25 protein-coding genes are annotated in these 23,259 nt (G+C 45.7%); 10 read left to right on the top strand and 15 right to left on the bottom strand.

Annotated elements, in window-relative coordinates; all coding sequences use genetic code 11:
* Nucleotides 1-15: 15 nt before the first annotated feature.
* Entirely contained in the window at nucleotides 16-831 is an 816-nt protein-coding gene (locus tag MSSIT_RS07610) for an alkaline phosphatase family protein (protein WP_048171348.1), read from the bottom strand.
* A gap of 93 nt (nucleotides 832-924) precedes the next feature.
* Here MSSIT_RS07610 and MSSIT_RS07605 point away from each other — a divergent pair, with 93 nt between their 5' ends.
* From MSSIT_RS07605 to MSSIT_RS07590, 4 genes are all read left to right on the top strand, one after another.
* The gene (locus MSSIT_RS07605) at nucleotides 925-1,608 is read left to right on the top strand and encodes a hypothetical protein (RefSeq protein WP_048171346.1); all 684 of its coding nucleotides are present in this window, start codon (nucleotides 925-927) and stop codon (nucleotides 1,606-1,608) included.
* A 152-nt stretch (nucleotides 1,609-1,760) separates the two neighbouring features.
* On the top strand, nucleotides 1,761-2,243 hold the full coding sequence (locus MSSIT_RS07600) for a PepSY domain-containing protein (protein WP_048171344.1): 483 nt from the start codon (nucleotides 1,761-1,763) through the stop codon (nucleotides 2,241-2,243).
* 226 nt (nucleotides 2,244-2,469) lie between these two features.
* On the top strand, nucleotides 2,470-2,685 hold the full coding sequence (locus MSSIT_RS07595; protein WP_048171342.1) for a hypothetical protein: 216 nt from the start codon (nucleotides 2,470-2,472) through the stop codon (nucleotides 2,683-2,685).
* Nucleotides 2,686-2,754: 69 nt separating this feature from the next.
* Nucleotides 2,755-3,048 carry an ArsR/SmtB family transcription factor gene (locus MSSIT_RS07590; RefSeq protein ID WP_048171340.1) on the top strand — a complete coding sequence of 98 codons (294 nt, stop codon included), beginning with the start codon at nucleotides 2,755-2,757 and terminating at the stop codon, nucleotides 3,046-3,048.
* A 170-nt stretch (nucleotides 3,049-3,218) separates the two neighbouring features.
* On the opposite strand, the gene MSSIT_RS07585 is transcribed toward MSSIT_RS07590, so the two are convergent.
* On the bottom strand, nucleotides 3,219-4,169 hold the full coding sequence (locus MSSIT_RS07585; protein ID WP_048171338.1) for a cache domain-containing protein: 951 nt from the start codon (nucleotides 4,167-4,169) through the stop codon (nucleotides 3,219-3,221).
* A 231-nt stretch (nucleotides 4,170-4,400) separates the two neighbouring features.
* On the opposite strand from MSSIT_RS07585, the gene MSSIT_RS07580 reads away from it, so the two are divergent.
* Complete coding sequence (locus MSSIT_RS07580; RefSeq protein WP_048171335.1) at nucleotides 4,401-5,258, top strand: nicotianamine synthase family protein; 858 nt, start codon at nucleotides 4,401-4,403, stop codon at nucleotides 5,256-5,258.
* 355 nt (nucleotides 5,259-5,613) lie between these two features.
* A complete protein-coding gene (locus MSSIT_RS07575; RefSeq protein ID WP_231590469.1) occupies nucleotides 5,614-6,819 on the top strand; it encodes a cytochrome-c peroxidase in 1,206 nt (401 codons plus the stop codon).
* A 222-nt stretch (nucleotides 6,820-7,041) separates the two neighbouring features.
* Here MSSIT_RS07575 and MSSIT_RS21155 read toward each other — a convergent pair whose 3' ends face one another.
* Nucleotides 7,042-9,027: a YVTN family beta-propeller repeat protein gene (locus MSSIT_RS21155; protein WP_052721570.1), complete on the bottom strand. Its 1,986-nt coding sequence runs from the start codon at nucleotides 9,025-9,027 to the stop codon at nucleotides 7,042-7,044.
* 875 nt (nucleotides 9,028-9,902) lie between these two features.
* Here MSSIT_RS21155 and MSSIT_RS07565 point away from each other — a divergent pair.
* From MSSIT_RS07565 to MSSIT_RS23030, 4 genes are all read left to right on the top strand, one after another.
* A complete protein-coding gene (locus MSSIT_RS07565; protein WP_156158818.1) occupies nucleotides 9,903-10,055 on the top strand; it encodes a hypothetical protein in 153 nt (50 codons plus the stop codon).
* 73 nt (nucleotides 10,056-10,128) lie between these two features.
* Complete coding sequence (locus MSSIT_RS23035; RefSeq protein ID WP_156158817.1) at nucleotides 10,129-10,293, top strand: hypothetical protein; 165 nt, start codon at nucleotides 10,129-10,131, stop codon at nucleotides 10,291-10,293.
* Nucleotides 10,294-10,454: 161 nt separating this feature from the next.
* The gene (locus MSSIT_RS07560; protein ID WP_156158816.1) at nucleotides 10,455-10,784 is read left to right on the top strand and encodes a hypothetical protein; all 330 of its coding nucleotides are present in this window, start codon (nucleotides 10,455-10,457) and stop codon (nucleotides 10,782-10,784) included.
* Nucleotides 10,785-10,985: 201 nt separating this feature from the next.
* Nucleotides 10,986-11,456 carry a hypothetical protein gene (locus tag MSSIT_RS23030; protein WP_148705154.1) on the top strand — a complete coding sequence of 157 codons (471 nt, stop codon included), beginning with the start codon at nucleotides 10,986-10,988 and terminating at the stop codon, nucleotides 11,454-11,456.
* 392 nt (nucleotides 11,457-11,848) lie between these two features.
* Here the strand turns inward: MSSIT_RS23030 and MSSIT_RS07550 are convergent, their stop codons facing one another.
* The 12 genes from MSSIT_RS07550 to atpD all read right to left on the bottom strand — a co-directional run bounded on the left by MSSIT_RS07550 (nucleotide 11,849) and on the right by atpD (nucleotide 22,444).
* Nucleotides 11,849-12,148, bottom strand: a complete 300-nt coding sequence (locus MSSIT_RS07550) for a hypothetical protein (RefSeq protein ID WP_048171328.1) — start codon at nucleotides 12,146-12,148, stop codon at nucleotides 11,849-11,851.
* A gap of 227 nt (nucleotides 12,149-12,375) precedes the next feature.
* Nucleotides 12,376-13,770 carry an alpha/beta hydrolase family protein gene (locus MSSIT_RS07545; RefSeq protein ID WP_048171326.1) on the bottom strand — a complete coding sequence of 465 codons (1,395 nt, stop codon included), beginning with the start codon at nucleotides 13,768-13,770 and terminating at the stop codon, nucleotides 12,376-12,378.
* A 376-nt stretch (nucleotides 13,771-14,146) separates the two neighbouring features.
* A complete protein-coding gene (locus MSSIT_RS07540; protein ID WP_048171325.1) occupies nucleotides 14,147-15,349 on the bottom strand; it encodes a DUF7544 domain-containing protein in 1,203 nt (400 codons plus the stop codon).
* A 113-nt stretch (nucleotides 15,350-15,462) separates the two neighbouring features.
* Nucleotides 15,463-16,359, bottom strand: a complete 897-nt coding sequence (locus MSSIT_RS07535) for a F0F1 ATP synthase subunit gamma (protein ID WP_048171323.1) — start codon at nucleotides 16,357-16,359, stop codon at nucleotides 15,463-15,465.
* Nucleotides 16,356-17,951, bottom strand: a complete 1,596-nt coding sequence (locus MSSIT_RS07530) for an alternate F1F0 ATPase, F1 subunit alpha (RefSeq protein ID WP_048171322.1) — start codon at nucleotides 17,949-17,951, stop codon at nucleotides 16,356-16,358. The genes MSSIT_RS07535 and MSSIT_RS07530 overlap by 4 nt, the downstream gene beginning before the upstream one ends.
* Before the next feature lie 13 nt (nucleotides 17,952-17,964).
* Nucleotides 17,965-18,936: a F0F1 ATP synthase subunit B family protein gene (locus MSSIT_RS07525; RefSeq protein WP_048171320.1), complete on the bottom strand. Its 972-nt coding sequence runs from the start codon at nucleotides 18,934-18,936 to the stop codon at nucleotides 17,965-17,967.
* A 20-nt stretch (nucleotides 18,937-18,956) separates the two neighbouring features.
* On the bottom strand, nucleotides 18,957-19,232 hold the full coding sequence (locus MSSIT_RS07520) for a F0F1 ATP synthase subunit C (protein WP_048171318.1): 276 nt from the start codon (nucleotides 19,230-19,232) through the stop codon (nucleotides 18,957-18,959).
* Between the two features lie 24 nt (nucleotides 19,233-19,256).
* Nucleotides 19,257-19,961 (bottom strand): F0F1 ATP synthase subunit A, encoded by a 705-nt coding sequence (locus MSSIT_RS07515; protein WP_048171316.1) that lies wholly within the window; start codon nucleotides 19,959-19,961, stop codon nucleotides 19,257-19,259.
* The gene (locus MSSIT_RS07510) at nucleotides 19,951-20,265 is read right to left on the bottom strand and encodes an N-ATPase subunit AtpR (protein ID WP_048171314.1); all 315 of its coding nucleotides are present in this window, start codon (nucleotides 20,263-20,265) and stop codon (nucleotides 19,951-19,953) included. The genes MSSIT_RS07515 and MSSIT_RS07510 overlap by 11 nt, the downstream gene beginning before the upstream one ends.
* Nucleotides 20,258-20,596 carry an AtpZ/AtpI family protein gene (locus MSSIT_RS07505; protein ID WP_048171311.1) on the bottom strand — a complete coding sequence of 113 codons (339 nt, stop codon included), beginning with the start codon at nucleotides 20,594-20,596 and terminating at the stop codon, nucleotides 20,258-20,260. The genes MSSIT_RS07510 and MSSIT_RS07505 overlap by 8 nt, the downstream gene beginning before the upstream one ends.
* Nucleotides 20,589-20,993 (bottom strand): F0F1 ATP synthase subunit epsilon, encoded by a 405-nt coding sequence (locus MSSIT_RS07500; RefSeq protein ID WP_048171309.1) that lies wholly within the window; start codon nucleotides 20,991-20,993, stop codon nucleotides 20,589-20,591. The genes MSSIT_RS07505 and MSSIT_RS07500 overlap by 8 nt, the downstream gene beginning before the upstream one ends.
* Complete coding sequence (gene atpD / locus MSSIT_RS07495; RefSeq protein WP_269430813.1) at nucleotides 20,990-22,444, bottom strand: F0F1 ATP synthase subunit beta; 1,455 nt, start codon at nucleotides 22,442-22,444, stop codon at nucleotides 20,990-20,992. The genes MSSIT_RS07500 and atpD overlap by 4 nt, the downstream gene beginning before the upstream one ends.
* Between the last annotated feature and the right edge of the window lie 815 nt (nucleotides 22,445-23,259).

The raw sequence follows: 23,259 nt of genomic DNA, 5'->3' as shown, positions 1-23,259 counted from the left end.
AAAAGGATAACATTTTTAGTAACAGCCCACAATCAGGGCAACATAATTATCCTCATGGTTTTTGATTTCTTCATGCGTGGCATTTTTTAACCATTTTTTTCCCCCGTGAACAGCATGATCCCCGCAGATGAAGAAAATGGTTCCTTTTTCGGCTTTCCGAAAGATTGCTTCAAGATTTCCATCTATGGCCTTTGCGGCTTTTTTCATTTCCTTCCAGGTCTCTGCCCTGTGGGAGTAACGGTCAAGAGTCCTGAGATGGACAGCCAGGATATCGGGGTTTTCCCTGAGGGACTGCAATGCATATTCCGTTATTCGGCTGTCATAGTCAAGGATATCTTCGGAGTTAGGGACCCCGTAAAAATCCTTAATTCTGCCCCTGAAACTCTCGGCTCCTTCGGTCTCGATCACGGTTGCAACCTTCATCCCCGCCCTGTAAGCCCATTCCATGATGCTTCTAAGCTTCGGATTGTCGGAATTTTTTGCAGTCTCAGTGTAAATGTCCGCGGTCGAGTAGATGTGATGCTCCTCAGGAAGGTACCCTGTGAAGATTGAGGCGATTGCAGGAGATGTGATGTTTGCCGGGGACCTGCACCTAAACAGGAGTCCATTTACGGCAAACTCATTCAAGTTTTTCATTACAGGAGAGAGGTACCTGTAAAGGGAATATCCAAGGCTGTCAATTACGATAATTACTGCCCTCTTGCAATCTCTCTTGCTCGCATAATTTTCAACTTCAGGAATCGGTCTTCCCGAAGGAGGAACCATAGGAATTTTCAGCAATCTCGAGATTGTAGGTGCAATGTCAATGGTACTGCATTCCAGAACGTTCATGTATCTTCTCTATATGATATGACATGACATTTATATTCATTTTCCGAACTAACACTCCGAATAGAAGGAAAAGAAGTTTGAGATGGGGATTAAATGGGCGCAACAACGGAAGAGTTATCTGAAGAATCGACTAAGAAAGGACTTTCTGCTGAAGAATATCCCGAAGAGGAATTGAATGGAGAAGAATTCTCCGAACTGATAAAATATACAGTTCCGGGCTATATTTTAGGGCTTCTTGCAGGAATTTTCCTGGATTTTCAGGGTTACCAGCGGAGCGCTGCAGGGCAGTGGCTTGTCAGGACTCTTGCAGGTGAAGGAGAAAGCATTTTTGAGGGAATCTTTTCCATCCGCCAGAGGCTCAGAAAAGCTGAAGGAAGCATGGCAGAAGCCTACGGCTGGGGGAAATTATTCGGGATTTCGATCCCCTGGATAATTGACTTTGGGAGCAGGCTTGCAGGAGTGGATGTTTACGGAATCGAAGGCTTTTATATTCCGTATTTCTATGCCCTCAGCGACCAGATAGGAGCCAATATTTCAGGCATTCTCTTCCTCAAACGTACCGAAGGGTCATGGAGGGCTGGCTTTTCCAGATATATCCGTCATCCGGTAATGCTTGCAAGTCTTTTTGTAATCATAATTGTCCCCGTAGGGCTGCTTGGAGCAAGAATTACGGGATTCAGCCCGACAACCCAGACCTTCACAGCCCTTGAGACCATTGCTGCAAATCTCTGCTGGGTCCCACCCCTTGTTGGGTGGTTGAACGAACGGTACCGCTGAATTTTGAGCAAAAACAGCAGTAGTGACCAGAAGGTATATATCGCATTACCCCCACATATGTAGTATAACCACTACATATGGTGTGAAGAATTATCCATAGGAAAAAAGCAAACAAAACGTAGACAAAAAAGCAAAAATCGAAGGTGAAAAAAATGAAGAAAGGTATAACCACAATTCTCCTGGCCATACTGCTGATAGGAGCTTTCGGAGCAGCAGTTGTCAGTGCGGTTGCTTCGGATGATACAGGAGCAAACTACGGGTCCGGCTTAATGAACAGATGGGCTGCCAGAAATACGGACTCGGGATATGGTGCAGGCAATTACGCCTCCTGCCCTTACTACGATGCAGATGGGGCCGTAGAGCTTGAAGTTGAAACCATAGATGAGGCTCTTGAAATCGCCCAGGCCGAAATTGATGAAGATATCACCGAAGACGACATATATCAGATGAACCGCTGGTGGATTGTCTCCTATGAGGATGAAGACGGAGTCTACACACAGGCAAGAATCGACTCAGTCACCGGTGAAGTATATACAGGATATGATGTCCCGGCAGGATATCAGACAGGCAGCAGGTTTGGCCGAGGATCCGGATACGGGCGTGGTTCCGGATCCTGCATGGGGTATGGCAACTAATTTTGACTATAACCCATCCCCTTTTTACTTGTTTTAATTTTTCAGGTTGATTTTACAGGTTTTATTCTTATGTTTTATTCTCGTAATAGACTCCCTATACCGGGTATTTTTTATATTTATGGTTGAAATGAGTATCTAAGGAAAAATAAGAAAAAAACGGGAAAAAAACTGCAAAACAAGAAAAAAGATAAAGAAGGAAAGTCTGACTCTTTTCGAGGTGTATATTTTGAACGGTATGGGTTACAGCATGTATGGTTCGGTATGGGGTTTCTTGCTGAATATCCTCATCATCCTTATCATAGTGGGGGCTGTGGTGGTGCTTCTGAACAGGTCAGGGTACTCAGCAGCCCCGGGTAATGAAAGGCTTGTGAAAATCGAAAAGGATATTGAAGATATAAAGAAAACGGTGGAAGAAATAAAGTCCAAGCTGGAAGAAATCTAAACTTTAATACGGGAAGAGAAATTAAGGAATGTTTCAGGTCCTTACTCCTAAAATACGAAGGTATACCGGATGACAAAATCACTTCAACAGATTGTGGATATAGGCGAGGCCCTGTCCCACCCGATCCGATTAAAGCTCCTCTACCTGCTTGCCGAAAGGGAGAGGTACGTGTACGAGCTTGCCAAGGATCTGGAACTCTCAAGGCAGGTGGTTAACCTTCACCTGAAGCGCCTTGAAAAAGCCGGATTTGTTGAGAGTGATCTGCGGCTCGAAGATGATGACATGCGGGCCAAGAAATTCTATCGATTAAAAGAGTTTGAGGTCTCCCTTGGCATGGAAGACCTGGATAAGATTTTTGGATGATTGGGTTTTCCCCGGATGCCACATTTGACCTCAAGGTTACCGGCACGAAACATAGATATTTATTTCATTTTGTTGGGGAGCTGTGTCCGAAAAAAGCTGGAAGGGATTGAAACTTCCTATTCTTCACACGTGACCTCCGGCTTCAAACGAGTTCTTAAAACTCTAGCGGGTCACTCGAGGATTTCCTCGTTTTCCACTCTCCAGGCCGGCTCGTTTATTGCAAGGAAGGTAAGGTTCACGCTGCCGGTATTATGGGTAGACTGGGTTGCGTTTGCAGGGATGTATACCATCTGCCCGGGCCTGAGGTCGACAGGCAGGTCTTCAATATAGATCACTCCTTCTCCTTCAAGGAGGTAGTGGATTTCAGGGTTTTTCATCCTGTGAGGCGCAAGAGCTTCCCCAGGCGCGAGGATAGTGTGGGCGATGCTGTAATTGAGATACACATCCCTATCATACAGATCCGGGTGAAAGAGATTGGTAATGTAAATGTTTCCTTCCCGGCTGAAGTGCTCACATTCATCAAGGTTTTTTGTCAGGATGTAGTCATCGGCATAGAACCCTGAGCCTACAAGGCAGTCCTCGCCGTTCAGCGAAACACCCTTGATGAATGTGTATTTAAGGGAAAGTTCGTTTTCTCTGGGTTTTGGCCAGTAGTATGACACCCAGCCCTCTCCCTCGGCACTGAGAGCTGTCTCTATGAAGAGCTTGCCAATGGGTTTTCCCATGGAGTCCTGAAGCTCGCTCATGTTTTCTCCTTCCCCGCTCAGGTCAGGAGGATATACGAGGCGTGTGCCGTCTGTTTTCCAGACGAAAACATAAAAATCATCTATGAACCACTCACTCTCAGGTTGCCTGAATTTCGGGAAGGATTCTTCTCCCGTTTCTTCGATACGGGCAGCAGCAGCCCGGACCTTAGAAGTGATGTTTTCTTTCTGAAGCAGAACTTCACTTGGGGCATCCCGGAGGCTTCCTACCTGTTCTTCGGCAGCTTCCCCGTTTACATCCTCAGCCAGCAAGCTGTTCTCCTCATTTGCTGCAGGTTCCTCTGAAACGCATCCTGCAGATACCAGTACACAGACAAGTAAAAAAAGAACAAAAATTATTTTTTTTAGCGGATTCATGGGTACACCTCTTTAAGAACTGAAATCACTAATAGTCCAACAGTTTAATTTTTTTATATATAAACGTTAAGTGAAACGGTTTGGCTGTATATTCCAGGATCTCAAAAAAATAGGCTTTCCGAACCTCATATTATTTAACGGCCCGGGTCCCTGAAGCCTTCAAATCTCTATATATAAATAATTATTAAATAGGCATATATCATAGGATGTCCAGATATTGATGGGGTTGTTATGGTCGGTGAAGTCAGTAAGAAACTTGAGCTTTCGCCAGAGTACATTGTTAAAGAAATTCTCGGTCTGTATCGGGATATCAGGAAACTGTCCGAGGAAGAAATACTTTACGGGACCTCGGACCTGAACAGAGAACTTTTTCGGAAACTTGATTTTCTGGTTAACCTGGAAATTGAAGATGTTATTGCATGGAATATCCTTCAAAAAAAAGAACTGGAACCTGTATTTGCCGAGATCAACAGGTTCAGGAATCTCTATACCGTGAAACTCGAAACCGAGCACGCAAACGAAATCCTTGTGAGCGACTCACCCTGGGCTGTCCTGAAAAACTTTCCCTTTTACGGGAATTATCTCAAACTGGTTCGCACGGAATATGAAGGCCTCGGGCTTTCCCCGGGGGACAGGGTTTTCTTTCTCGGAAGCGGGCCGCTTCCTCTGACCCTGATCGTCTTTTTCCAGCAGCATGGAGTGAAAAGCACAGGGGTCGAACAGGACACTGTCCGGGCAAACCTGTCAAAAAAAGTGCTGGGAAAACTCAGGCTTTCCGAAGTCATCAAAATAATTAACGGAAATCATTTTTCGCTGAATGGAGAGGGCTTTGCACTGAATCCGGATGCAGAGATTAAAGCCCTGATGATAGCAGCCCAGGCTGAACCCAAGAAAGAGATTTTCGAGCACCTCCTGGAGGTCATGCCTGCAGGAAGCAGGATTTCTTGCAGGATTTACGAAAAAGGGTTACGCAGGATGCTAAATGGGGACTGCCTTTTTGACCTTCCTGAGGGTTTTGATGAACAGGCAAGAGTAGACCCCGAACCTCCGGTCTACAATACTGTTGTTTTCCTTGAGAAAGAAAGATAAAAGCTTTAGCAGCCCGCGCTTTTTACACTTTTAGTTTTTTGTATATTGTTTTCTGAACTTATTTAACAAAACCTGTGCTAAAAATGACACCAGATTTTTATATTTATATGCTCATTTTTCAATAATATTCAGAAGGCAATAACGTTTGTTTTTTCTTTGGCTAATATCTCCTATTATATATTTTAAATCATACAACAGGAATGTTTTTATTAATACAGTCCATATATAATGTACAAATTTCGCAAAAGTATCTTGTGGAATTCTTTGCCGGGGATGATGGTTGGTGGCGTCTTTACTCAACAGTTTGCATCATCTGATTTTTCCGGGATAAACCAGAATAACAAGGGGGATTTGTTTGACAAAAATAAAGTTATGGACACTTTTACTGGTTCTGATCCTGACTATTCTTGTTGAGTCAGCTTCTGCAGAATTAAATGACGAGGAACAGCTTGGGAAAGAAATATTTTTTGACAAAATTTCAGATCCTGACAGTATGGCCTGTGCCGACTGTCATGCTCCACAATACGGATATACCGGACCGATTGCCGGTATTAACGTCAAAGGTTCCGTATATCGCGGCGCTGTGCCTCAGCGCTTTGGAAACCGTAAACCGCCAAGTGCAGCCTATGCCACTTTAAGCCCTATTTTCCACTATGATGAAGCTGAAGGACTGTTCGTAGGAGGGAATTTCTGGGACGGAAGAGCCACAGGTGAAATTCTCGGCAACCCTGCCGCCGACCAGGCTATGGGTCCGTTTCTGAATCCTGTGGAACAGAACAATCCAAGTAAGGAAGCTGTCCTGGAACAGATAGCCACATCGAAATATGCCGGGCTCTGGGAAAGTGTCTGGGGTGAACCTATAAGCTATGCGACCCAGGAAGAGATAGATATGAATTATGGTAGGGCTGCTCTGGCTATTGCAGCTTATGAGAATTCGAGTGAGGTAAACCAGTTTTCCTCCAAATATGACGCCTACCTGGAAGATGAGGCCGATTTGACTGATGAGGAGCTATGGGGGCTTGAGCTGTTTAACGGTGAAGCTATGTGTAGTAACTGCCATCCAAGTGCTCCCGGGCCTAATGGGGAGTCTCCTCTGTTTACGGATTTCACCTACGATAACCTTGGTATTCCCAAGAATCCGGATAATCCTTTCTACGATATGGATACGGTCTACCTTGATGACGGTTCTCCGATCAACCCTGACGGAGCGAACTGGGTTGACCCTGGACTCGGAGGTTTCCTGGCAACAGTGCCGGAATGGGAAGAACTTGCCGATGAGAATAAGGGCAAACACAAAGTTCCAACGCTTCGGAACGTAAACCAGCAGCCTGGGAATTATTTCCCCAAAGCATACGGGCATAACGGATATTTCAAGAGCCTGGAAGACATTGTCCACTTCTATAATACGAGGGATAACGAGTCAGTGGAATGGCCAGAGCCTGAAGTTCCAGAAAATATAAATACTGAAGAAATGGGCAACCTGGGCCTGAACGATTCGGAAGAAAAGGCAATTGTTGCTTTCCTGAAAACCCTCTCGGACGGCTACTACGTCCCTGAATAAACGAAGCCTAAGTGTCGTGCTTCATAATGCATACACTTAATTTTTTGGTTTGAGGAAAAAATAATGCTGGACGGGTATTTTACCCTTCCAGCTTTCCTGTGTTCTACTCATTTTTTACTCGCACCTGAATCATCCTGAGTTCCCTCGAACCCGGAGATTGAGAATGCTGGATTCTTTTTTTACCCTGTCTTTTTTATGTTATCCTTTGTTGTTCCAATACTTTCAGGTGCAGACTTTGACTATATAAGTTTTTGAACTTGCACCGTATTTGTTGAATACTTTTAGTTTAACGGTGTATTTGCCTGCTTTTTTGTATACGTGCAGTGGGTTCTGCTTTGTTGAATATGTTCCATCTCCAAAGCTCCAGTACCATTTAGTTGCATATTTCGAGCGGTCTGTGAACTGCACAGTATAAACGACCTTGCTGGCGAAGTTTGCAACAGGGCGTGGTTTAGGTTTAATTATTGGAAGCGGACACACACATTTCCCAACCGAGACGGGGGTGCTCTCCACAGGCACCGTGTCTGTTACGATGTTTGTGGTTGTGTCAATTATGGTGACAGTATTGCTGATAACATTCGTCACATATACATTTGTTCCCACGGCTTCAATTCCAGCAGGATACTTGCCAACATCAACCGTGGATACAACGGTGTTTGTAGCTACGTTAATTATGGTGACGGTGTTGCTGATAACATTCGTCACATACACGTACTTCCCATCAGGGTGCATTGCAATTCCAGCAGGATAATCACCAACATCAACCGTGGATGCAACAGTGTTTGTAGCTGCGTTAATCACAGTGACGGTATTGCTGACAATATTAGTCACATACACGTATGTTCCAGCAGGATGCACTACAATTCCGGAAGGATTCTGGCCAACATCAACCGTGGCTGCAACAGTGTTTGTAGCTGCGTTAATCACAGTAACGGTATTGCTGACAATATTAGTCACATACACGTATGTCCCAGCAGGGTTCACGGCTATTCCGGAAGGATTCTGGCCAACATCAACCGTGGCTGCAACAGTGTTTGTAGCTGCGTTAATCACAGTGACAGTATTGCTGACAATATTAGTCACATACACGTATGTCCCAGCAGGGTTCACGGCTATTCCGGAAGGATGATCACCGACATCAACTTTGGCTTTAACTTCGTTTGTAGCTGCATCAATTACGGATACCGTGTTGTTATTAACATTCGCCACATACACATTTGTTCCCGCAGGATTTACCGCAACTCCCCCGGCATCGGGACCTACATCCACCTTGGTAGTAGTGTTTGTGGATTCATTAAGTACAGAGACCTCGTTATTGGTCCCGATTGTCGGTGATACCATGGCAACTGATATTGTTTCGTTAGTTTCGGGTTCTGTTAAATTGATTTCTGATAGCGTATTATTATCCAGTTCTGTTATGTTCTCCAGTTCTGTTATATTCTCCAGTTCTGTTATGTTGCCAAGTTCAGTTTCATTAACTTCCGGTTCAGTTTCAGCAAGTTCTGTTATGTTCTCCAGTTCTGTTCTGTTGCCAAGTTCAGTTTCATTAGCTTCCGGTGCAGTTTCAACAGCTTCTGTCTCAGTTACATCTGCTTCTGTCTCTGTTTCATCTGCTTCAGTCTCGGTTACTTCAGCTTCTGTCTCTGTTTCATCCGCTTCAGTCTCGGTTACTTCAGCTTCAGTCTCGGTCACTTCAGCTTCTGTCTCGGTTACTTCAGCTTCAGTCTCGGTCACTTCAGCTTCAGTCTCGGTCACTTCAGCTTCTGTCTCGGTTACTTCAGCTTCTGTCTCGGTTACTTCAGCTTCTGTCTCGGTTACTTCAGCTTCTGTCTCGGTTACTTCAGCTTCTGTCTCGGTTACTTCAGCTTCTGTCTCGGTTACTTCAGCTTCTGTCTCTGTTTCATCCGCTTCAGTCTCGGTTACTTCAGCTTCAGTCTCGGTTACTTCAGCTTCAGTCTCTGTTTCATCTGCTTCAGTCTCGGTTACTTCAGCTTCAGTCTCGGTCACTTCAGCTTCTGTCTCGGTTACTTCAGCTTCAGTCTCTGTTCCGTTATTTGCTGATTCAGTTAGGCTATCTGTTTCTGTTACGTTTTCACCCGGTGTATCTCCGTTAGCTGCACTTACTGCTACGGATATTGCTGAGATTACAAAAATTAATGTGAAAACACAAAGTATCTTTTGTTTTATGCCAGATGTTTGTTCTCCCATTGTATACCCCCAGACTCTTGCTTATTTCAATACGATTTAGATCTGGTTCTCGATCCATCCCGTTGACAGAGTCACTATGTAAATATTATTTTACCAATCAATCATCTGAATTAATTTTTAAAAAAGACATAATTGGCAAAATTTTGTACTCACTTTGTATGGTCAACGAAAGTGATTTCAAATTGTATCGGTAAAACACTATTATTCATACAAATATAATATTTGTAGAAATATAACTACGGATTTCATAATAATGCGAGTCTTGAATTGTATAGCCGGATTCCTGCAGATATATCTGAAATAAAAATATTCTTTACAGGCTTTCCCTCTTTACGCAAAACTAAACTAAATATCAGATATCCATTCAATCAAACAGGATACTGAAGATTCACATCAACTTGGACGAAACAAATTAGACAAATAAAAAAATAGATTCTACAAATGCGCACATTTCATGGAAACCGGGCTTTTTTTCACCAATGAATATTCTCTATTCCTTAACTTAGATACTGATTTCCTTATAACTTTGATACTTACAATACATTTTAAAAATTAGACAAAAAACTGTTCCAGAAATCTGAAGCTGCATAGGAACTATGAAAATAGGTATTGTACTACAGAAGAGTTATACTATAGGAAAAATATACTTCAGAAGAATTTATACCGAAAGGGTTTATTTTTCTCTAACTGGAATTTGAACCTCTGTCATCAGCTCTTTTTCCGGGACTCTCGCAGTTAAGGGATCTCTTTGATAACAGATTCTGTAACTGACATTTTGGATACACCAGTAACTTTTTCGCTATGTTTGCAGGCGGCCGGTCATCGGCCTTTTCCCGGAACACAGAGTGGAAAACGTTGATGCGAGAAAAGAGGTGATGACGCTTGAAGGCCTTCTTACCATGAGGTCAGGCTTTGAGTGCGTCAACGATGAAGCCTCTTTGAGCCTCTTGGAATCTCCAATGTCATCTGGCCCACCGGACCCTCAGGGAAACAACCACGGATGGGGAGATCTGCGTTTGACTCCTTAACATGGAAAAACTGGACTACCTCTATCTGAATAACGGTACATGGGAAGGAAAACAGGTCGTTCCGACTGAATGAATGGCTGCATCAACTCAAAAGCACGTCTCTCTGGAAGAGAATGATGGATACGGTTACCAGTGGTGGATTTCTGATAGTGTACCGGGAATTTACGAAGCAGTAGGGCGTGGAGGTCAACGCATAACTGTCTGGCCTGAAAAAAAATATTATACTTGTGACCACTGATGGAGGTTTTGAGCCCGATGAGCTTGCTCCCCTTCTGCTCGCATCCCGAAGTTGGAAGAAGCCCTGTCGGAAAATCCGGAAGCCTATGAACAGCTTCAGGAGAAAAATAACGGCGGCTTCAAAACCCTCCTGAACCGGAACCGGTGCCCTCTCTTCCGGATATGGCAGAGAAGATCTCAGGCAAAACATATGTTTTTGAGCCGAATCCTTACAACATCAAAAGTATCTCCCTGAGTTTTTCGGGACGGGAGGAAGCAATCCTCAACCTTAGCCTGGAAGAGGAACAGCATGTGCTGCCGGTCGGGCTTGATAATATTTATCGCATATCGCCTGGGGGGGAGTTCGGATCTCTGGCCTTTAAAGGGTTCTGGAGAACAGATAATGAATTTGTTTTCTATTACAATGAAGTCTCCAATATTAACAACTACCAGAAAAGCCGCAGACAACGAAAAAGCTGCAGCAATGGACAGGTTAAAGCCCCACCCACCTAACATTAGCATCTAGGTGGGCGATAGCCTGCTTTTGAGTAAGAGCAAACAAAACTCATTGGCTCTCACAAATACATCTGTTAAGGTGGGATTGAAAAAAACGTAACAAAAACTTAGAGAGATATCCCCTGTTAAATTATAAAAATATTTACTTAGTAGATGATCCAAAAAGATTTAACTTTAGTTTAAAACTTCATTTAATCAGTGCCAGGAAAAAAAAGTAAAATTGAGGCAGATTCCGAAAAACCCCGGATTTTATCGAAAAGTTACATGCTATTTACATGCAGGATCATGCGGGGTTTTTCGGAACTTCCAATTTTATTTTCATCAGGCTTACTCAAGACAGGTTCTATCTCTAGCGGGATCTCTAACCTGATCCTGGGCTTTATCTTTGTCCTGGTCCCGATCCTGGGTCTGGTCACAGTCACCGGTACAGGTGGAAACCGCACCGGACTGACAGGATTTATCCTGATCGCAGTCCTTAAGTTGGGTCTGATTCTTATCCTGGTCCCTATCCTGAGTCTGGTCACAGTCGCCGGCGCAGGTGGAAACAGCGCTGGATTGACAGGATTCATCTTGATCGCAGTCTTTAAGTTGGGTCTGATCTCTGTCCCTCAGCTGGTCGGCTGCAGAAGCACCTGTTGCGAACAGAGCCAACAGCATCAAGACAACTAAACCGGATACTACAATTTTTTTGCTTGACTTTTTTCTAAAATCCATATATTTTCCTCCTCTTTTTTACGTTGATATGAAAATATTCGTGACCAAAAAATATAGAGTGTCTAAAAATGTAAATATACTTATAATAAGGATTTAAGATAAGGTGGAAAAAAGGATTAAAGCTTGACCAGACTTTAGTTTCTGCCATAAAACGTTATAATACTCTAAATTCAAAATTAACGTAGATTATGTTAGAGATCATGTTATATCCCCTCCAGAAACAACAGCTATTTCATCTGTCACTTCAGGGGTTATATTTTTGAAAAAAAGAATTGATCAGGTTAGAAATTCCGGAACCTAACCCCCTGACAACCAGACTTCACAATCTATGGGCGTTTTTCATCTCCTCAGGGCATTTGTTCAAGCCTGGGCTTTCCATCTTCAATCACCACGTAGGTAAGGCTATCAATCATATCCCCGCAGTCAAAGAGTTTGCCGTCATCTCCTACAGGCTCATGAGTATGTCCCATAATCAGGTAATCCAGCCTTTCTTTGTCGATGAACTCTCTTGCTTTCTCATGGATCTTTTCAATGCGAAGGTGATAATTTTTGTCCTCTATTTTTAGTTCAAAAGGTGTTTTGATGAATTTTTGATACAGGTACGGGAAGCGGTCCACGAGCCAGCCGTACAGCCAGTGCCCGAACATCTGCTGTAAATCAAATAAAGGAAAAATGAGGAAAAATGAGGAAAAATGAGGAAAAATAAGGATAAAGGAAAGGAGAAATAAGGAAAAGGAGAGGAGAAGGAAGGATACAGGGAAAAATACTGAAAGAAAATGACATTTCGTGGCAATAAAATGTCTTCATTTCCTCCTGTACACTAATACTCTCCCACCCTCCTAAAACACTCTTTTCCCGGTGGTTACCTGTCGGATCACTTTTCCTGCGTGTGCTCCGAAATCCAGTCCCCTATCACTTCCAAAGCAGTCGGAGAGATTGTTTCTTCAATAGTCGCGTACTCGGAAGGAGACCCTGTCTGAGCGGTCTGGAATAAATGATTGAGCCCTGGCAGTTCCTTTACCGTGTAGTCCTCATTCCCTCCTGCTTTGAGGGCTTCCTCGATTGCCTTCAGATTTTCTTCAGGCGGCACCTGGAGGTCTTTTTCACCGTTTATCGCAAGAACAGGGCATTTAACCTGCATCAAGGTAGGTTTTGGGTCGTATGTCAGGAAAAAGCGCATCCAGGGCGAGATGAGAGTCTGGACCTGAGCGTTAACCCGGACATCCAAGTTAGCTTCAGAGTAGCCGGATTTCTGTTTTTCTTCTTCGCTCATGTTTGCCACTTCATCCATTATAAGCTTCCGAAGTTTTTCTGCGGCAATAGTATCATTCTGTTCCTCTTTTGCCACAGAGTACACGCTTTTCATAAACGCATAATTCCGGGCTATAGTTTCATTGTCTACACCTTCTACCCTGGAAATAAGATCGCTCTGGAGGTACAGAATCTCTTCTCCGGGAATACCCGGGCCTGCCATCAGCACTATGAATGCAACATCAGGTGACTTCACAGCCACTATCGGGGCAATCAAGCCTCCTTCGCTGTGCCCGATAAGCCCGATCCGGGAAGGGTCTATTTCTTCGCGGCTTTTCAGGTACTCAATCCCGGCGAGCACATCCCCTGCAAAATCTTCGGTAGTGGCCTGCGAGAAGCTTCCGGTTGACCCTCCGACACCCCGGTCGTCGATCCGGAGGACGGCAATACCCCGACGGGTCAGATAATCCGAAAGCACAAGGAACGGGCGGTGTCCCATAATCTCTTCATCCCGGTTCTGGGCACCTGAACCTGTTATGAGAATTACTGCCGGAAACGGCTCCTCCGAACGGGGGAGGGTTAAAGTCCCTGCCAGCGTTACTCCTGCTTCTGTATTTTCATAAAAGACTTCTTCTTCATCGTAAGGATAGGGTTTAACAGGGTCCTGGGCTCTGCGAGTGTCAGGTTTTTCCTCAATACGGGAAAGTACAAGCGGAAAAGTTGACCCTAACTGTTTCCATTCTCCTTCGAGAGTTTTTCCGTCCCCTTTAAGTTTCCCTTCAAAAACGCCTCCAACAGATTTCACTCCCAGGCGCAGATTTCTATCCTTATAGTTAACCGACTCTACAGGGATGCCGCTAACTTCCTGGTCAAGGCTGTCCATGGTGGCATTAACAGAGCCATCAGACATGGTTGAAATATTAAATAAAAGCCTTAATTCCATTCCGGCCTGAACCTGAAGTGTTCCAAGCCAGAGACCTTCAATGTCTTCGATGTTTCCGGTTTCCTCTTCAGACATGTTATCGCCCTCAGAGACGCATCCGGGACCGGTGACAGTCGCAATTACAATCAACAAAAAAAAACAAATTAAGTTTTTAAGATTCATAACAGGCTCCCTTGAATAATTTCTGTAAAATTCATTGTGGAATATGTGTGCTTATCTATCATTGAGTATAATTGACTTTAGCATTTAACAGTGTTCATTTTTATATTTTCCTTATACCTAAAAGTAGCTAATATGCTTGATGAACATGATACAAGGATTTGGCGAGTCGTAATCATGTTTATCAACTCCCGGATTTTTACGCTGCGGATACAGAGAAATCCGTCAGGTTTCTACCAGATCACAGTTAGATCAGGAAGCTATATTATTACCTGAAAATCACAGGCTTTGATTAACCGGTTTCAGATATTTCAGGTTCCAATTCACCTGACTTAGATTCATCTTGCTCCGATTTACCGGATTCAAATCCACCGGATTCCAGTTCATCTGACTTTGGTTCAGATGATATCGATTCATCCGGTCCCGGCCCGATTCCTGTTTCCGGTTCTCCGGTAACTTTGTCGAAGAAAGGAATATTTGCGTCGGCAAACCAGGCTTCAAGGAAGCTAAGCAAATGGTACTTCAGGAAAACTACAAGTGGTACGCTCAGCAACATCAGAGTTACGAAGATCAGCAGCAGTTCTACAATGGCGAGGGGGATAAGGAGTATCCAGTTAAGGGGCTCTGATATGAAAGTCGAGAGGAGGAAATACAGAATTCCGTCGATAATAAGGAAAAGAATAATCAGTCCCAGTACCAGCAGTCCGAAAATGATTACTGCCAGGATGGTTACCCCGATTCCTAGAAGGATTCTGATAAACCAGTAAACCAGGACTTGCTGCCAGCTTTTTCTGAAATTCTTGTAGACCATCTTCAAAGCCGAAAGAATACCGGTTTCCCTGTAAATGGCGAGGGGAATTGCAAGACTTATGAAGGAATTTACGACTGCTCCGAGCAGGGCAAGCAGAATAACTACAACAAAAAACCAGAATAGTCCACCTATCAAAAGAGGAAAAGAAAAGTCAGAGGACTCCTTGAGGATTATCGAAATAAAAGGCAGGAAAGCCAGTGCAAAGAGTACAAAGAAAATCAGCGCAAGGGCTAAACGTACGAGTAAAAGATTGAAACCCTTACCCATGAATTTTTTTGAATAAGCCCAGAAAAATACCTCGTTCTTTACCAGTGATTCCACAAAAACAAACTCCATGACACTGGAAATATAGGAAAAAATCAGAGCTAAAAGAAGAAAAAAAGCTATTATTGCAGCTATAATTCCCAGGAAAGAGGTTGACTCAGTATAATTAAGGCCAAGCCAGGATATGCCGGAAGGAAAGTCAACGATCCTTCCCGGATCAATGTTCAAGATATCGTTTCTGACATCTTCGGAGCTCAGCTGATAGTTGGTGCCCGAACCTCCGTAATTGTATCCCATCCCGCCAACAAAAAAGATGATGATTGCAAGCTTTACCCATTTCCAGAAATCGAAAGGCTCGAAAAGGGCTGTTCTTGTTCTTGAAACAGCCTTATCCACCGCATCTATCCCATACCAGCTCATAATATAAAGTTTATTTCGGAAAATAAATAATTATCCGAAGAGTAAAATCTGCTATTTCTCACTTTCTGCACAGATCATGTATAGATAAGGTTGTGATACCTGAAAGTTTCCCTTCAGTCGGAACTATGAGATCGGGACAGCGCTTCAAAGCCGGCGATGACTTCAAACAGTTCTTCGTCAATTCCACTCTGGCGCAGGCGGTAAAATGACCCTCTGAAATCTTCCAGTAATTCATCGATATTTTTTTCAGCGCGCTGCATCGCAGCCAGACGGCTTGCATTTTCACTCGTAAGAGACTCGGCACATGCCCGGAAAAGAGAAACGAAAAGATATTCCCGGATGAGTGCCCTCAAAGTCTCCGTGCGATCTCCCATTATCTCAGGCAGGTTCTTTGTTGGCCAGGGACTTTTAACCAGATCGCGCCGCCAGGTCTCGTCCAGGGGCAGCAGGCGCTGACTAACAGGCTCATAGGTAGCTCGGGTTTTGTGGCGGTTGTAAAACAGGTGAAGTTCAGCGTTTTCATCCTTGTTGCGGAATTTTTCGTTTTCCACAAGAATCTGTCCTATGAGCGGAGTAATACCTTTGACGGAATTCGGGACTGTAAAGAGTCCGATCAGGGGCAAACCCGCATCTGTCAACCGCGAATAAACACGTTCCCCGACAGCCCAGACCCGGGGCTTGCCCGGCAAATCCGCCAGTTTCTTGACCGCATAATCGGCTATAATGTCATTGAACTGGCCCACAAGTCCCTGATCCGAACCGAACACGACCGCAGCAACACTACCGGAATTCTTCGGCTCTGGACGCCCTGCGGGAACGGAAAGTGCAATTTCCCGAAAGCACACCTCCAATCCCAGTTCCACTGTGCGATAGTAATCAGACAGCGAACTCACCGATTTCTCGTATTGCCCTATACTTGAGGCCGCCAGGGCTTTCATCGTACGGACGACGGATTGAAGCTCGTTTGCTCTATCGATCTTTTTGCGCAGACTTTCCGTGGTTTCGCTCATAAGTTTTCCATATTTTCCTGCCTGGATTTGGCTTCGGTTTTGACTTCCGGCTTAGTAACAGGTTTGGACTCAGGCTGGAAGCGTTCTACTGCTTTGCGTGCAATCTCAAAAATTATTTCACGGTCCTTGTTGCTCAATTCTGCATCGGCATTGAATCGCTCGCGTACTTCCGCCGGGATATCCACGACAGCCTCACGCAGGGAATGTTCAGCGTCTATTATCCGGTCAAGCGGCACGCTGTCAAAGAGTCTTGCATCCAGCGCAAGCAGGATGACGATTTGTTCGGGCACGGGTACAGGAGAGAATTCCGGCTGCTTGAGAAGGGCACGGATTCTTCGCCCATGCTCGATAATCTTGCGGGTGTTTTCATCAAGCCTGGCGCCAAACCGGGTAAACGCTTCGAGTTCTTCAAACTGTGAATAGGCAAGTTTCAGGGAACCGGCCACCCCGCGGTAAACAGCAAGTTGTGCTTTGCCGCCTACACGAGAAACGGATTTGCCGACATCAACTGCAGGCAGCACCCCTAGTTCGAAAAGCGAGGGTGAAAGATAGATCTGCCCGTCAGTGATAGAAATAAGGTTAGTTGGAATATAGGCGGCAATATTCTGGGCTTCGGTTTCGATAATAGGAAGTGCGGTAAGTGAACCACCCCCGAGTTCGTCGAGCAGATGGGTTGCACGTTCCAGTAACCGTGAGTGGATATAAAAGATATCGCCCGGATATGCTTCGCGCCCCGGAGGACGTCGAAGGAGGAGGGAGAGTTCGCGATAAGCGCGTGCATGATTGGTTAAATCGTCGTAAACGATCAGCACATCCCGGCCCGCTTCCATAAAATACTCCGCAATGCTGGTCGCAGCGTAAGGAGCGATATAGGTCAGACCGGACGGATCGTTGCCTTCGGTCACGACGACAACGGTATAATCCATTGCACCCTTTTCTCGCAGGGTTGCTACTGCCCTGGCAACTGCTGATGCGCGCTGACCTATGGCGCAATAAACGCACAGGACATTGTAATCGCGCTGGTTAAGGATGGTATCGATTGCAATTGCGGTCTTGCCAGTCTGGCGGTCGCCCAGGATCAACTCTCGCTGGCCGCGTCCGACCGGTATCAATGCATCGATAACTTTGATGCCGGTCTGGAGAGGCACTTTGACTGGAGCACGATCCATAATGTGCGCGCTGGGGCGTTCGATAGGCAAGCGATTGCTGGAGACTACAGATCCTTTACCATCGAGTGGCCGACCGAGAGGGTCGATAACGCGCCCGAGCAGGCCTTCACCTACGGCCACATCCATAACCCGGCCGGTGCGTTCGACTTCATCTCCCGCATGCAGATGTGAGTATTCACCCAGTAGAATGACCCCGATTTCTTTTTCGTCCACATTAAACGCAATCCCGAACACGTCGCCCGGGAACTTGACAAGCTCCTCGTAACCCACACCGGGGAGGCCGGAGACATTGGCGATGTCTGTGGAGACTGTCAGGATAGTGCCCACTTCCCGTGGAGTGAGAGTCGGAGCGGATGATTTACGCACCTGGTTTATTTCATTAAAAGCGTTGTTAAAAACATCCTTTAGACTTTCAGGTTCCATGTTAATCGACTCGTTATTCGGACTCCGGTTCGGGATTTACTATTTTAGTCTCAGATTCCGGTCCTGTCCCAGATTCCTGTTCAGGTTCAGATTTCTGTTCAGGCTCAGATTTCTGTTCAGGCTCAGATATATCAGATGTTGACTCAGACCTGGCTCTGGCCTTGGGTTCGGTTTTCGACTCAGTTTCACCCTGTTTAAGCACAGGTTCGGTCCGGGCCTCACTCCGGGGTTGCTCTTGCAGGAGCTCATCTATGCCTTCTTCCAGCGATGAGAGATAACCTGCGATGCTCCAGGCCACTTTTTGCCCGTTTGCGGTTAACTCAATACCACTGACAAGATCCGGTACGGTCTCGAAACGGGCTTGAACCTCGATGCCAAGAGTTTCTTTAATCGTCTTTTTTACCAGGTCACGCTGCGCCTGCGGAAGATCGAATGCAGTGCGAACAAGCACCGGGCTTGAAGCCGTGGCAAGCACAGAGACCAGCTGCTCTTTCTCTTTACCTCCAAGTTCGCGCAACTTTTTGGCAAACGTGTCAACTGTGCGTTCTTCCAGCTCCCTTCCAGCCAGGTCCTGCAGTGCTTTTCGAGCAATAGCAAAGACTTCCTGCTGAGCCCGCCGGCTGATTGCTCGATTTAAGTTCCGTTTGTCATTTCTCAATGTCTCCTGCTGCTTTGCCCTCAAATCGGAGGCTTCTTTCCGGACTTTTTCGAAAAGCCGCTGACTTTCGGCTTTCGCTTCATCCTTTGCCCTGTTCAGGAGTGCAGCACGCTGCCGGTCGAACTCTTCGTTCTTACGCCTGAACTCTTCTTTTTCTTTTTGCGCCTCTGCCTCTTTCGCATCGGCATCTGCAAGTTCAGCTGCGACCCTCTTCTCACGCGCATCGATAGCGTTGAGAATAGGCCTGTAAAGGAAGCGCTTCAGCAACCACACCAGTATGAGGAAGTTAAGCACCTGAGCAATAACAGTGAACCAATCGATCAGCATGGACGGTGTTCCTCTGCAGCTCAGGCAATTGCTGTATTCCAGAATGGATTGGCGAAGATCAGAATCATCGAGACCACAAAACAATAGATAGACAGGGACTCTATCATAGCCAGGCCCACGAAAAGGGTCCTGGTAATGGTTGCGGAAGCATCGGGTTGCTGTGCCAGGGAACTTAGCGCCGTTGCAACAGCCCGCCCTTCCCCAATTGCAGGCCCGAGAACTCCAATGCCTATCGTTAAGCCGGAGGTGGCAATTGATGCCACCGCGATTACAGTCGTATAAGTATCAAGAGTCATGGTGTCTCCTCCTGTCGTCAAGAGTTATTGTTTCAATTCTTGCTCTCCGGTTTCCCGTCTGGACTTGCTTGTTCGCGTAGCGGCAGTAATGTAAACCGTAGCCAGGACACTGAAAATGTAGGCCTGGACCATGCCGATGAGCAAGCCAAGAGCGGTCATTATTATCGGAAAAATGAACGGGGCTATTGTCAGCAGGATGGCGACAAGCATAGACCCGCTCATAACGTTCCCGAACAGACGGATTGCCAGAGCCAGCGTGCGGGAAAGTTCGCTGATGATATTAAATGGCAGCATGAGGATAGTCGGTTCCGTGTACGACCTGAGATAGCTCCCAAGCCCCTGCTCTTCTATACCGAAAATTGGTACGGCCACAAATACGCATAGTGCGAGCGCAGCCGTGGTAGAGAGAGAGCCTGTTGGGGGTTCATAGCCCGGAATAATGATGCAGAGATTTGCAACGGCAATAAACAGAAAGAGCGTGCCCAGAAAGCCCAGATACTTCTGCGGCCGCTCCAGCCCCACATCTTCTATTTGTTTTAAAATACCCGTGACAATGATTTCCAGCAGATCCTGCCAGCGGGAACGTTTCAGATCAGGGGAAAGTTTGTCTGTAATAATTTTTGAACCGATTACCATTATCAGCATCAGTACCCATGTATACACAATCGTAGCGTTGAGTTTGATGAAGCCGTACTGCCAGAAAATCAGCTCATCAGGACTAAGTCGCATTCCCGGCCTCCTTTGTCAATTGGTTCGACTCTTCCTCCGGAATTCTGGTGAGCCTGGTCACTATATGGCGCATAATGAAAAATCCGAGTAAGCACATGAGCAGTCTATCCCAATGTCCGCCCGAAGCAAAGTAAAACCCAGCAACAGTAATGCCCGTCCGCAGCAGTAGACTACCGAAGAACCAGAGTACAGGTTGTCCGGATGAAAGGCCCCTCCGAACAGTCCACCAGAGACCGCCGAAGAAAAAAGCCCCGAGCAAAAAGCCAGCTCCCAGTGCGAGAATCAGATTGAAAACTTCACTCATTGTTATCCTCCTCTTCTTCCCGGATTTCCTTATGCTCCCTGGCTATCCAATGCCATGCATTCAAGCAGCCTGCAAGCAGGCCTATAATAAGCAGTGTAAGCGTCCAGGAAAAGCTCTCTGGATAGTTTTTGTCCAGCCAGAGCCCAAGGACCGCCCCAAGCAGTGTGGGAATTGCCACGGACCAGCCGATAAGCCCCATCATACCCAGACCGAGCCAGACAGTCCGATTCACTTCACGCTGCGCTTTGAGTTTGCGTTTAGCTTTTGTCCCGACATGGCGGGCCAGGGGGGGCTCAGCCTTTGAGGGTTTCTCTTTCGATCTGTCAGTCATTCCGAAACTCCGCTAAGCGGCGCATAAGCCCGATTTCTAATTTTGTCATCACTGAACGCATTTTTTTCTCGCTTTCGTCCAGGGTCAAAAACTCTCTTTCCACTGCCTCCCTTAACTGGCTGAGGTCAGTCCCGACAATGGCGCTGCGCACCGAGACCAGTACTTCCTTACCTGCCTTGACCAGTATGCCTTCATCAACAGCCACATAAACTTCTCCTTCTGCCTCGGTTTCGTAGATTAAAATCCCGGGTTCCAGAGCCGCAACACAATCAAGCCGGTGTGGCAGGAGTCCGAAAGAACCTTCACGAGTCTCTGCAACTATACGGGATACCCCTTTCTTTTCGGCAAAGACCTGGAACGGCAGAAGAATCTTGAGATTCATGAGTGGAGAATTCATGTCTGGTCCCTGCTTGATTTTTTGGCTATTGCTTCGTCAATTGTCCCGATCATGTAGAGATCGCTTTCCGGGTAGTCTTCGGATTCGTCGCGCAGGATACGTTCGCAGCCGTCAAGCGCATCTGAGAGAGTAACGAATTTGCCTTTGAAACCGGTGAACTGCTCAGTGGTGAAAAACGGCTGGGTGAGGAAACGCTCCAGGCGGCGAGCGCGATCGACAACGTTCCTGTCCTCCGGCGAGAGCTGTTCCAGGCCGAGCATGGAGATGATGTCTTTGAGTTCCGCATATTGCGCGAGCGTCTGCCGGATTTCCTGGGCCAGGCGATAATGCCTTTCGCCAATGATCCCGGGCGTGGACATTTTTGAATTTGACTGCAGGGGGTCAATAGCCGGATAAAGCCCCTCACTTGCCCTTTTGCGCGAGAGGACAATTGATGCCGAAAGATGCGAAAACGTATGCACAGCTGCAGGATCTGTGAAATCATCAGCCGGCACATATACTGCCTGAATTGACATGATGGCTCCGGCATCGGTGTTGGATATGCGCTCTTCGAGCTCCGATAACTCGGTGCCCATTGTCGGCTGGTAGCCAAGCCGCGAGGGCATCTGCCCCATCAGGCCGGATACTTCCGAGCCAGCCTGGATGAACCGAAAAATGTTGTCGATAAGCAGCAGCACATCCCGGTGTTCATCATCCCGGAAATACTCTGCCATTGTAAGTGCCACATGTCCCACCCGAAAACGAGCACCAGGTGGCTCGTTCATCTGACCGAACACCATAACAGTATTCGGAAGCACACCTGCTTCTTTCATATCACGGTAAAGTTCTTCCCCTTCACGACAACGCTCCCCTATTCCGCAAAAAATACTCGCTCCCCGTTGCTGCCTGACTACATTGTGAATCATTTCGGTTAAGAGCACCGTTTTACCAACCCCCGCCCCTCCGAACAGGCCTGCTTTGCCTCCGCGTTCAAGGGGCACCAGCACATCTATGGCTTTTATTCCGGTCTCGAAGATTTCAGATCGCGTTGACCGACGTATAAGAGGAGGCGGAGCTTGATGGATTGTGCGCCACCGGACGTTTGATGGAGGATCCCTGTGGTCTATGGGATTTCCAAACACATCGAACATGCGAGAAAGAATTCCGCTGCCTACAGGTGCCTTCAATGGGCCGCCCGTATCTTCTACCAGCGTGCCCCTGGAAAGCCCCTCCGTAGGAGTCAGTGCAATCCCCCTAACGTGATGCGAATCAAGCTGGGTCAGGACTTCAATGGCAATTCTTCCATCTTTTCCTGCGCGTAGCAATGAATATATGGGAGGCAAATACTTCTCAAACCTTATATCAACGATACTGCCACGCACCGAGACGACCGAGCCGAGGTTAGAAGAGTTATTTTTATTTTCCATATGCTCCTTGAAAGCTCCCCTCATGATTGCATCGCACCTTTTCACTTCTGGAAGTGACCACTTCTTTTTACATGGATGTTACTCACTAAATCTGAAAGTTATCGTGTAATCTGAAAGTTATCGTGTAATCTGAAAGTTATCGTGTAATCTGAAAGTTATCGTGTAATCTGAAAGTTATCGTGTAATCTGAAAGTTATCGTGTAATCTGAACATATATTTCGAGAATTCACATCCAATTTAGTTCCAACAAAAATACAATAAGCGCAAAACTAAGCGCAAAACTAAGCGCAAAACTAAGCGCAAAACTAAGCGCAAAACTAAGCGCAAAACTAAGCGCAAAACTAAGCGCAAAACTAAGCGCAAAACTAAGCGCAAAACTAAGCGCAAACTAAGAGCAAAACGCTGAAGAGAAAACAGAATGTACTCATTTTTTAATTGAATGAACTTGTGGTTCAATTGAATGAACTTGTTTTTCAATTAATACTTCTGTTAATGAAATTGACCAAACTGCCCCATAACCCTGCATCCCAATAACCTTACTGCCCAAAAACCTTACTTTTCTGTAACATCATTTTTTCTTAAGAATTGTTTTTTGCTTTGTTTTCTCTTCTCCCCATAGAACAATGCATCATCAAATTATATTAACCTGGCTTTATCCTGTTTTTCATTTTAATCTTAGCAAAGAAACTGAAGTAAGAATTTTTTTATTTTTAAGAAAGCTTCTCAAAAAAACCTTGCTCACTTGCGAAAACTTAAATATCGTTTTAACCCGTTAATTATGGGGGTCTCTTTATAAAACTCGACATTTGATTATGTTAATTTCGTATTTTGAACTGAAATCGAGTAAACAAAAGGAGATT

Source organism: Methanosarcina siciliae T4/M, from assembly GCF_000970085.1.
Lineage (GTDB): Archaea > Halobacteriota > Methanosarcinia > Methanosarcinales > Methanosarcinaceae > Methanosarcina > Methanosarcina siciliae.
The sequence above is the reverse complement of the archived record's forward strand: the minus strand, read 5'-3'. Positions and strand labels throughout refer to the sequence as shown.

Coding starts and splice junctions, on each gene's coding strand:
- MSSIT_RS07610 (WP_048171348.1), bottom strand. CDS start 831: ATGAACGTTCTGGAATGCAGTACCATTGACATTGCACCTACAATCTCG.
- MSSIT_RS07605 (WP_048171346.1), top strand. CDS start 925: ATGGGCGCAACAACGGAAGAGTTATCTGAAGAATCGACTAAGAAAGGA.
- MSSIT_RS07600 (WP_048171344.1), top strand. CDS start 1,761: ATGAAGAAAGGTATAACCACAATTCTCCTGGCCATACTGCTGATAGGA.
- MSSIT_RS07590 (WP_048171340.1), top strand. CDS start 2,755: ATGACAAAATCACTTCAACAGATTGTGGATATAGGCGAGGCCCTGTCC.
- MSSIT_RS07585 (WP_048171338.1), bottom strand. CDS start 4,169: ATGAATCCGCTAAAAAAAATAATTTTTGTTCTTTTTTTACTTGTCTGT.
- MSSIT_RS07580 (WP_048171335.1), top strand. CDS start 4,401: ATGGTCGGTGAAGTCAGTAAGAAACTTGAGCTTTCGCCAGAGTACATT.
- MSSIT_RS21155 (WP_052721570.1), bottom strand. CDS start 9,027: ATGGGAGAACAAACATCTGGCATAAAACAAAAGATACTTTGTGTTTTC.
- MSSIT_RS07565 (WP_156158818.1), top strand. CDS start 9,903: ATGACGCTTGAAGGCCTTCTTACCATGAGGTCAGGCTTTGAGTGCGTC.
- MSSIT_RS23035 (WP_156158817.1), top strand. CDS start 10,129: ATGGCTGCATCAACTCAAAAGCACGTCTCTCTGGAAGAGAATGATGGA.
- MSSIT_RS07560 (WP_156158816.1), top strand. CDS start 10,455: ATGGCAGAGAAGATCTCAGGCAAAACATATGTTTTTGAGCCGAATCCT.
- MSSIT_RS07550 (WP_048171328.1), bottom strand. CDS start 12,148: ATGTTCGGGCACTGGCTGTACGGCTGGCTCGTGGACCGCTTCCCGTAC.
- MSSIT_RS07545 (WP_048171326.1), bottom strand. CDS start 13,770: ATGTCTGAAGAGGAAACCGGAAACATCGAAGACATTGAAGGTCTCTGG.
- MSSIT_RS07540 (WP_048171325.1), bottom strand. CDS start 15,349: ATGAGCTGGTATGGGATAGATGCGGTGGATAAGGCTGTTTCAAGAACA.
- MSSIT_RS07535 (WP_048171323.1), bottom strand. CDS start 16,359: ATGAGCGAAACCACGGAAAGTCTGCGCAAAAAGATCGATAGAGCAAAC.
- MSSIT_RS07530 (WP_048171322.1), bottom strand. CDS start 17,951: ATGGAACCTGAAAGTCTAAAGGATGTTTTTAACAACGCTTTTAATGAA.
- MSSIT_RS07525 (WP_048171320.1), bottom strand. CDS start 18,936: ATGCTGATCGATTGGTTCACTGTTATTGCTCAGGTGCTTAACTTCCTC.
- MSSIT_RS07520 (WP_048171318.1), bottom strand. CDS start 19,232: ATGACTCTTGATACTTATACGACTGTAATCGCGGTGGCATCAATTGCC.
- MSSIT_RS07515 (WP_048171316.1), bottom strand. CDS start 19,961: ATGCGACTTAGTCCTGATGAGCTGATTTTCTGGCAGTACGGCTTCATC.
- MSSIT_RS07510 (WP_048171314.1), bottom strand. CDS start 20,265: ATGAGTGAAGTTTTCAATCTGATTCTCGCACTGGGAGCTGGCTTTTTG.
- MSSIT_RS07505 (WP_048171311.1), bottom strand. CDS start 20,596: ATGACTGACAGATCGAAAGAGAAACCCTCAAAGGCTGAGCCCCCCCTG.
- MSSIT_RS07500 (WP_048171309.1), bottom strand. CDS start 20,993: ATGAATTCTCCACTCATGAATCTCAAGATTCTTCTGCCGTTCCAGGTC.